Origin of the sequence: Ureaplasma diversum NCTC 246 (assembly GCF_000731915.1) — a bacterium.
GTDB classification, from domain to species: Bacteria; Bacillota_I; Bacilli_A; order Mycoplasmatales; family Mycoplasmoidaceae; genus Ureaplasma; species Ureaplasma diversum.
The window spans coordinates 1-7,380 of the sequence record NZ_JFDP01000005.1 but is presented as its reverse complement, the minus strand read 5'-3'; the positions used below and the strand labels follow the sequence as shown (position 1 = coordinate 7,380).

General features: G+C 27.8%; 6 protein-coding genes. 4 read left to right on the top strand and 2 right to left on the bottom strand.

Annotated features, from left to right (window positions below; all coding sequences use genetic code 4):
* The 3 genes from UDIV_RS00345 to UDIV_RS00335 all read left to right on the top strand — a co-directional run.
* The coding region (locus UDIV_RS00345) for a DEAD/DEAH box helicase family protein (RefSeq protein WP_038101614.1) at nt 1–2,137 on the top strand (2,137 nt) is incomplete at its 5' end.
* A 53-nt stretch (nt 2,138–2,190) separates the two neighbouring features.
* Complete coding sequence (locus UDIV_RS00340; protein WP_038101612.1) at nt 2,191–3,822, top strand: HsdM family class I SAM-dependent methyltransferase; 1,632 nt, start codon at nt 2,191–2,193, stop codon at nt 3,820–3,822.
* Complete coding sequence (locus tag UDIV_RS00335; protein ID WP_038101610.1) at nt 3,815–5,065, top strand: restriction endonuclease subunit S; 1,251 nt, start codon at nt 3,815–3,817, stop codon at nt 5,063–5,065. The genes UDIV_RS00340 and UDIV_RS00335 overlap by 8 nt, the downstream gene beginning before the upstream one ends.
* On the opposite strand, the gene UDIV_RS00330 is transcribed toward UDIV_RS00335, so the two are convergent.
* Nucleotides 5,062–5,601 carry a restriction endonuclease subunit S gene (locus UDIV_RS00330; protein ID WP_038101607.1) on the bottom strand — a complete coding sequence of 180 codons (540 nt, stop codon included), beginning with the start codon at nt 5,599–5,601 and terminating at the stop codon, nt 5,062–5,064. The two genes, UDIV_RS00335 and UDIV_RS00330, sit on opposite strands and share 4 nt — an antisense overlap.
* 12 nt (nt 5,602–5,613) lie before the next feature.
* Nucleotides 5,614–6,591: a site-specific tyrosine recombinase/integron integrase gene (xerA, locus tag UDIV_RS00325; RefSeq protein WP_038101605.1), complete on the bottom strand. Its 978-nt coding sequence runs from the start codon at nt 6,589–6,591 to the stop codon at nt 5,614–5,616.
* Between the two features lie 111 nt (nt 6,592–6,702).
* On the opposite strand from xerA, the gene UDIV_RS00320 reads away from it, so the two are divergent.
* Nucleotides 6,703–7,263 (top strand): restriction endonuclease subunit S, encoded by a 561-nt coding sequence (locus UDIV_RS00320; protein WP_038101603.1) that lies wholly within the window; start codon nt 6,703–6,705, stop codon nt 7,261–7,263.
* The last annotated feature ends 117 nt before the right edge of the window (nt 7,264–7,380 follow it).

Sequence of the window (7,380 nt, the reverse complement as noted above, 5' to 3'; positions counted from 1 at the left end):
AGCAATTAAAGAAAAGTTAGATAAAAACATAAAATCCGGGATAATTTGACATACGCAAGGAAGCGGGAAAACTGCTTTATCATATTTTTTAACTAGATATATCAATGATTATTTTGCATTTAGAAATAAAGTTACTAAATTTTATTTCATCGTTGACCGGATTGATTTACTTGAGCAAGGTAAACAAGAGTTTGAATCTAGGGGATTATTAGTTAAAACAGCTAACACTAGAGAAGAGTTAATGCAACAATTCAGAAATTATAATTCAAAGGAAGGGAATAGTGGTAATTTAGAAATAACGGTCGTTAATATCCAAAGATTTGCTGAAGATAACACTAGAGTTGAATTGCCAAAATATGCAACCAACCTTCAACGCGTTTTTATTATTGATGAAGCCCACCGCGGATATAAACCAGAAGGTAGTTTTCTATCTAATTTATTCAACGCCGACCCAAATGCAATTAAGATTGCACTAACAGGTACGCCCCTTTTAAAAGAAGAAAAAGCGTCATGAAAAATATTCGGAGATTATATCCATACATACTACTATGATAAATCAGTTAAAGATGGGTATACTTTAAAAATAATAATAGAAGATATTCAAACTTTTTATAAAGAGAAATTAACAAAAATATATAATGAATTAGATCGATTGGTTCAAAAGAAGGACATAAAAAAGTCTTATATCATTGAGCATCAATCATATATAAAAGAGTTGACTAAATATATTATTAATGATTTAAATGATTTCAGAATTCGAAATAACGATAATACTATTGGAGCGATGATCATTTGTGAAACTGCTGCACAAGCACAAACGTTGTTCAATCTTTTCGAACAATCACAAACAGAATTAAATAATCAATCTACTAGAAAATCAAATCTTAAAGTTGATTTGATACTACATAATGTTTATGATAAAGAAACAAGAAAACGAATTATAAACGACTTTAAAAAGAATATGACAGTCGATATATTGATTGTTTATAATATGCTTTTAACAGGTTTTGATGCCCCTAGACTTAAACGTTTATATTTAGGACGAAAACTAAAAGATCATAACTTATTACAGGCAATTACGCGTGTTAATCGGCCATACAAAGATAATAGATATGGTTATATTATTGATTTTGCTGATATTAAAGAAAATTTCGAACAAACAAATGCTGCTTATCTGCAAGAATTAAATCGATTTAATGATGCTGATATTAATATCTCAATTGATACATATAATGATATATTAGAAGATCCTAGTAAACTAATAGCGAATATTGAAAACTCTCGTGAACTTATATTTAAATATACAACAGATAATCTAGAAGATTTTTCAAAAGAAATATCAAGAGTTGAAGAAAAAGAAGAGTTGTTAAAATTAAAGAAATCATTATTAAATGCTAGAGATTCTTTTAATATTGTAAAAACATTCGGAAACGATCAACTTAAGAAGCAGTTCAACACTATTAGAATTGATAATCTAGCACAAATGATATCTATAATCTCAAAACGAATTGATATTATTAATCAAAAAAAAGCAATTGAAAATAGTAATGATGTAAACTTTTTTGTTAATGAACTGATGTTTGGTATTGACTTTAAATTTGAAAAATCAAACGAATATGAACTCACTATCGTTTCCGAAGAAGTTTTAAAGGAAAAACATCAAAAAATAATGTCTATAATTAATAAAAATGAAGATAAAGAGGATCCAGAATTTATTAGTCTTCGGAAAGCTTTTATAGAATTTTTAAACAAAAAGGGCTTTTGTGTTTCTAATAAACAAGATTATCATGAATTCAATAATACTTTTGATTTTTTATTGAAACAATTAGAAAAAATTCAAAATAGGAATGAAGTTTTAGTTAAGAAATATAACGATATTAAGTATGCTCGTATCCATAAAAGAATTAAAGGTGATTTATCTTTAACAGACACACAAATTCACCTTTTATTAAAGAACATCAAAGAAGAAACAGATAAAAAAATCCACGATAAAAATGATCTTTTGAAAAACGAATCTTACTTCGAGCGATTGATATCACAAATTGTGGTCAAAGCTGTCGACGAACTTAATTTAGATATTAACCGCGAAGACCGAAAATTTATTGAAACCAAAATCAAAACCGAATACATCAATTAATGCAACGGAATTAACTATAACTAAACAAATAACAAATATACAGGAGAACAATAATGAATCTTGGTGTTAAAGAAAAAACAACGAAGTTAATTGACGAATTAAAATCCACTTGTCAAGTTTATGGTCTTGGTAATGATGGTAATGAATATAAAATAATTACTCAAGTTTTCTTATATAAATTTTTAAATGATAAATTTGGGTATGAAATAAAACAAATTTCAAATGAATTACGAAATGCAGAAAAATGAGAAGAAACATACATCCAAATGGATTTAAATCAACGATTGGATTTATTAGATGAACTAGGTCCAAATGTTCCTCTTCTCTACCCAGAACATCTTATTTCAAATTTATGAAATCAACAAAATAAAGCTAATTTTGCAAAGATTTTCGATCAGACAATGGTCGATATTGCTTCTGAAAACCAAGATATTTTTGCAACTCAAACAGTCCAAAATACAAGAATTCCAATTTTTGAAAAATTAACGAATTATGTCACAGATGAGAATGAACGCTCTAATTTTGCAAGAGCGTTGATTGATAAATTAGTTAATTTTTCTTTTGAAGAAGTATTTAATGAACATTATGATTTTTTTGCTGAAATTTTCGAGTATTTAATTAAGGATTATAATACAAATAGTGGTGGTAAATATGCTGAATATTATACCCCTCAATCAATAGCTAAAATTATGGCTAGATTATTGGTTGATGAAAATGCTGATTATCATAGTATTGAAATTTATGACCCATCAGCTGGAACTGGGACATTAATTATGGCCCTTTCACACCAAATTGGTGAAAACAAATGTTCAATTTTTGCTCAAGACATTTCACAACGAAGTAACAAAATGCTTAAGTTAAATCTTATTTTAAATGGATTGATATCTTCATTAGATAATATAATTCAAGGAGATACTTTAATTGCTCCATATCACAAAAATGATAATGGAAATGATTTAAGAACGTTTGATTTTGTTGTTTCAAACCCACCATTTAAAATGGATTTTTCAGAAACAAGAGAGAAGATAGCAGCAATGCCTACTAGATTTTGAGCAGGAGTACCAAATATACCTGCTAAGAAGAAAGAAAGTATGGCTATTTACACTTTATTTATTCAACACGTTATTAACTCTTTAAAGCCTAAAGTTGGAAAGGGAGCTATTGTTATTCCAACTGGGTTTATTACTTCTAAATCTGGGATAGAATCAAAAATTCTTAAAAAGATTGTTGAAGATAAAATAATCTATGGATGTGTAAGTATGCCATCTAATGTTTTTGCAAATACAGGTACTAATGTTTCTGTTTTATTTTTTGATAATGCAAGAGATCATGATAAAGTCATCTTAATAGATGCTTCAAAACTAGGTGAAGATTATAACGATGGAAAAAACAAAAAGAGAAGGCTTTTAAATGAAGATATTGATTTAATTATCAACACTTTTAAAAATAAAGAATCAATTGATGATTTTTCAATTGCTGTTAGCTATGATGAAATAAAAGAGAAAAACTATTCACTTTCTGCTGGTCGATATTTTGATATTAAGATTGATTATGTTGACATTACTGCTGAAGAATTTGAAGCCAAGATGAATGAGTATAAAACCCAATTGCGAGGATTATTTGAAGAAAGCGATCGACTTCAAAGAGAAATTATGGAGCAATTAAAAAAGGTGAAGTATGAGTAGGATAAGTATTGGAAAAAAATTATATTTGAAAGGTAGAGTTGGGTGGAAAGGATTAAAAAAATCTGAATATTTAGATTCAAGTGAATATAGAATTATTAATGCTTCAGCTTTAGAAAATGAAAAAATTAACTGGAACAAAGCGGGTTATATAAGTAAGGATAGATACGAAGAATCCCCAGAAATAATGTTGCAAAAAAATGATATTCTGATTTCAAAGGATGGAACTTTAGGTAAAATTGGATATGTAGAACAACTAGATAGTAAAACAACTGTAGCATCTGGTATTTTCGTGTTGAGAAATACTAAACCAGAAGTCATAAACACAAGATATTTATATCAACTTTTAAAAAGCGATATTTTCAAAAAATTTATAAAAAATAATAAAGCAGAAGGGAGTACAATTAATCATCTTTACCAAGCCGATTTGGTAAATTTTGAAGTTGATTTTCCGAGTTTATTTTTACAAAATTCAATTTCAAATATACTAGATAGTATAGATAGTAAAATTTCTATAAATAATAAAATAAACGATAATTTATACGAACAAATGAAATTTTTGTATGACTACTATTTTTTACAATTTGATTTTCCAAATGAAGGTGGTAAACCATATAAATCAGTTGGTGGTCAGATGGTATGAAATAAGATATTAAAACGTCATATTCCAGCAAACTGGATGAATAAGAACATCAAAGAGATTTCATCTATCACTTGGGGACAATGCCCTGATGGAAAAAACATTTTAGACAAAACGACACAAGGACAGAATCTTCTTGATTACTGTTCTGGTGCTGGAGATATGAAGGGTGGCTTTGTTGTTGATTGTCAAGCTAAAACAGATAACAGCAAGCGTCTTTCTCATAAAAATGATATTCTTATTTCAATAGCAGGGAAAATCGGAGATATATGTGTGGTAGATCACACTATTTCTTTAGGTAGAGCTGCAATGGCATATACTGCAAATTCACATATTGAACTTCCTTTTATTTATTTGACACTATGTACACTTAATAAAAAAATGACTATAATTTCAACTGGTTCTATACAAAAAGTTATAAATAATGCCCATATAGATGACTTCAATTTTGCTTACTCGGAAGAAGTTGTAAAGCAATTTGGACAAGCTACAATCCATATTTTTCAAAAATTAATGTATATAGCAAACGAAAATAGGGAACTAGCGAAACTTCGTGATTTTCTTCTCCCATTACTTATGAATGGACAAGCAACTATAAAAGACTAGTAAACTAAATTATCGTTTATTTGATTATTTAGGTTTATTTTCTGATCAATAATAGATAAAATCTTGCTAATTTTCTTTTGCTCACTTAGTGCTGGGCATAAAATCTCAAATTTTGAAAATGTACTCTTATTTATAATTGGTACTACTGTTGAACTTTGATTGCAAGATTCTAATATTTTTGAATATTGAACCATAGCATAATATATAAAATCAACATCGTATCTTTCTTCATCAACAATGATTGAATTTATTTGTTGATTTGTAACAGTTTCTTGTGTTGTTATCAAAACTTTTCCTATTATACCAATACAGCTAACACAAACTGCATTAGGTGGTAAAAGAGATCCTTTTACACTGTTTTTACCTTCTTCAGTTATATATTTCTTCGTGTTGTTAACATACTTAAATGTTCAATCATCAGATGGTGTTAAGAATGGCATATCGCCACCATAATAAGAATCAATTTCTGTTTTAGGGGTTTTTCCAGTAACTATTCTTCCAAGATTACCAATATTTACTTTTTTTCATTCACTCATATAATTCCCTTTTTATCCTATATATTTTTGATGAGCTAATTTAACATTGTTTTGTTTTACCATTGCATATTTTAGTGTAGTGTCTACCTTTTCATGTCCTAGCAATCTTTGAACTTGTTCGATCGGCATTCCTTTATCTATTGCAATTGTCGCAAGTGTTCTTCTGAATTTGTGAGGATGCACTTTTTTAATATTTAGTTTTTCTCCGATTTTTCTTAGTTTTGACTCTACACCACTTATACTAATTCTATTATATGGAGCTTTTAATGTTACAAAAAGTGCTTTATTTTGATCATTTCGTGAGTTTAAATAGTTTTTTAAATGTATTTTAGTTCTAGCATCAAAATAGACTATTCTTTGTTTATTTCCTTTTCCTAAAACTATACACTCTCTTTCATTAAAATCAATATCTTCAATATTTAATTTTACCAATTCTCCCACTCTCATTCCAGTAGATGCTAACATGTCAATCATAGCTAGATCTCTACTGTTATCTACATTATCACGCATTATTTCTAATTCTTCATCAGAATAAGTTTCTTTTATTGTAATCGGGGTTTTTACTTTTTTAATTCTTCGTACTGGACTTTTAATGATGTAATTTTCATCTTCTAATCAGGAAAAGAAACTTGATAAAATTCTTCTGATGTTGTCGATCGTTGTTTTTGTCGAATTTCTTTGTTCTTGGTATGTTGATAAATAGTTTCTTAAATCTTTTGTGTCAATTTCATTAATAGGTTTATTAAGGTGTTTTAACAGCAAATCAATTGTTGAAATATAGTATTTCATAGTGTTATGTGAACACCCCTCTAATTTTTTAGCATCAATAAACAATCCTACAATTTCATCATCATTTTTATCTACTTCTTGGTGTTCATTTAATAGATTTGACAGCTCAAAATTCAAGATTGTTTCTAATTGTTGCATTTGTTTATTATTTAAGGATGTTTGCATTTTTTGCATAACATTATTTATAAATTTATCTTTCATTATTACTCCTATAAATAAAAATAATATTAAATGATTCTTATTTGCTTCTTTTGATTTTATTATTATGGAATTACATAAAATACTTAAGTAAACGATAATTTAGAGAAGCAGATGCGTTTGATTTTTGAAGTTATAATGAATTCGATAGAAAATAACAAAATTAAAGGCAATTTATCCCTTGCTAAAAATATAGCTGAAATAACTACTGGCAAAGAAAATGCAAATTTTTCGAATGTAAATGGAAAATACAAATTTTTTACATGTGCTGACAACTCATTGTTTTGCGATCAATACTCATTTGATCAATCTTCTGTAATAATTTCAGGAAACGGGAACTTCGGTGTTAAGCACTATACCGGAAAATTTAATGCATATCAAAGAACATACATATTAACCCCTAAAAAAGATCAATACGCTATCTTGTATTTATCATCTTTATATAGTGTTAATTCTTTAAAAAGAAATTCTACCGGGTCAATTATAAAATTTATCACAAAAAACGATATAGAAAACATTCAAGTTTTCATTCCAGATAACGCTTATTATCTTAATATTTTGAACAATTTAATATTTAAACAAGAGCAAAATAATCTTGAAATAGAATCTCTTATCAAACTCAGAGACTTCCTTCTCCCATTACTTATGAACGGGCAAGCAACTATAAAAGACTAATAAACTAAATTATCGTTTAACTCCCTTAAACCCATCAAATTCCCTATCTATTAAAAACAAACAACCACTTAGTTGATTACTAAATGGTTGCTCGATTGCAAGATCAACTGCAACATT